Below are 1,928 nucleotides of genomic sequence, written 5' to 3'. Positions count from 1 at the left end.
CGCGGATGCTCGCGCAGGAGCGCGGCACGCCCGCGACGCTCGTCGGGACCGCCCGCTGAACGCCGCGTCACGAACGAGCCCCCGACCTCGTCGGGGGCTCGTTCGTTTCCCGCCCGTTACGGCCCGGTCCAGGCGAACGCGGCCGGATCGCCGAAGGCGGAGCGGAACGCCGCGAGGGCCGTGGGCGAGGACTCCACGCGCCAGTCCGTCTCCTTGTTCTGGTTGAACCAGACCCAGGACTGGATGGCGGGGTACGCCCTGATCCGCGCGGCGGCGTCCGCGATCCAGGCGGCCTTGTTCCCGCCGATCTCGGAGCAGGCGAACTCGCCGATCATGAAGGGCTTGGTGGGCGCGACCGCCGTGACCCTGGCGTAGATGTCCGCGAAGACCTCGTCGAAGGTCTGCCAGCGCGAGTCGAAGCTCGCGCCCGTCGAGATCCGCTGGCTGGTGCCGAAGTTGTAGCCGTCGGCGCCCACCCAGTCGACGTACGCGTCGCCGGGGTAGTAGCTGGCGGGCGCGTTCCAGGCCTCGTTGGGGGTGGAGACGTTGTTGGGCGTCCAGACCCAGCGGACATTCACGGCGCCGCGCGCGACGAAGCGGTCGTGGACGAAGCGCCACATCTTCACGTAGTTCTCGGGGGCTGCCGTGCCGCCGTTCTGGGCGCCGCTCCAGGGGTACCAGTCGCCGTTCATCTCGTGACCGAGCCGGACGAGGACGGTGCGGCCGTCGGCGCGGGCGGCGTCGGCCCAGCGGTCGATGTAGGTGTTCCATCTGCCCGCGAGGACGTCCGCGTAGCGGATGGCCGCGCCGCGCTTGCCGTACATCTCCCAGGTCACGACGGGCGTGGCGCCGCGACTGTAGGCGTTGGTGACGGCGTACGCCTGGAAGTCCGTCGCCCAGTCGCTGTACCACATCACCTGCCGGGCGCGTCCGCCGACGTTGCCGCTCCAGGTGTCGAGCGCGTTCATCCCGGCGTTGCCGGTGGGCGCTCCGGGCACGAAGACGCCGCTGAGGGCGCCGTACTGCTGCGCGCTCAGGGTGGGGCCGCCGAGGTCCGCCGGACCGACGTTCCCTTCGGGCGTTCCCGCGCCGGAGGGCAGGACGGACTGACCACAGGAGGAGATGAGGAGCGCGACGGCGACGAGGGGAGGAATGGTGCGGTTCATGCTGGCTCCTGTTCGGCGGTCCCGGGGAGAGTGAAAGGAGGGGGAGGGGTGCCGATCGGATGCGCGGGAGGAGGACGCGATAAATGAAAGCTTACACATTCTCGCCTCACCGCATACACATATCTTAAGCAAGATTAAGGGGAGACGGGAGGTCCTGCCGTGGAATTTTCGGCATGCCCTTTAAGGACGTCTCAGGACTGACGCAAGCGGTCTTCACGTCAGCGTCAGGAAGGGCGCGCGGGGGGGCGGTCAGCATCAGATGACCGATGCAGCACCTCAAGGAGCCCCATGGAAGTGACCGTCGAACGACAAGGTGAAGTGGCCGCCGTCATCACGCTCGCGGGACGCCTCGACCTCGTCTCCGCCGCCGCCGCCAAGCGCGGCATCACCGACGCCGTGGCCCAGGGCGCGCGCCGGCTCGTCGTGGACCTCCACCGCGTGACCTTCATCGACAGTTCCGGCCTCAGCAGTCTCGTCGCCGCCCTCAAGGCCGCCCGGCAGGCCGGAGGCGACCTGCGCATCGCCCGGCCCAACGAGCAGGCCCTCGTGATCCTGCAGATGACCACGCTCGACCGTGTCCTGACCCCCTTCCCGACCGTCGAGGAGGCCCTCCGTGGATACGACGGGCAGCAGTCTGACGCAGGAAACCGTGACCTTCCCGGCCGCCGCTGAGGCGCTCGACGCGCTCCACGACGCGCTCGACCGCTTCTGGACCCGCGCGGACGCCACGAGCGCGCCGCCGCCCGCCTCGCGCTGGCGGCT

Annotated in this window: 2 protein-coding genes; one reads left to right on the top strand and one right to left on the bottom strand. The window is 70.0% G+C overall.

Translation table 11 applies throughout. The features are described 5' to 3' along the window. Positions 1-116: 116 nt before the first annotated feature. Complete coding sequence (locus tag DEIPI_RS29195) at positions 117-1,166, bottom strand: glycoside hydrolase family 26 protein (protein ID WP_052351644.1); 1,050 nt, start codon at positions 1,164-1,166, stop codon at positions 117-119. Positions 1,167-1,454: 288 nt separating this feature from the next. Between DEIPI_RS29195 and DEIPI_RS29190 the strand changes: the two genes are divergently transcribed. Further along, positions 1,455-1,838 carry an STAS domain-containing protein gene (locus DEIPI_RS29190; protein ID WP_045233749.1) on the top strand — a complete coding sequence of 128 codons (384 nt, stop codon included), beginning with the start codon at positions 1,455-1,457 and terminating at the stop codon, positions 1,836-1,838. Positions 1,839-1,928 lie beyond the last annotated feature (90 nt).

The organism is Deinococcus pimensis DSM 21231 (assembly GCF_000519345.1).
Lineage (GTDB): Bacteria > Deinococcota > Deinococci > Deinococcales > Deinococcaceae > Deinococcus_A > Deinococcus_A pimensis.
This window is presented reverse-complemented; position numbering and strand designations above follow the sequence as displayed.

Coding starts and splice junctions, on each gene's coding strand:
- DEIPI_RS29195 (WP_052351644.1), bottom strand. CDS start 1,166: ATGAACCGCACCATTCCTCCCCTCGTCGCCGTCGCGCTCCTCATCTCC.
- DEIPI_RS29190 (WP_045233749.1), top strand. CDS start 1,455: ATGGAAGTGACCGTCGAACGACAAGGTGAAGTGGCCGCCGTCATCACG.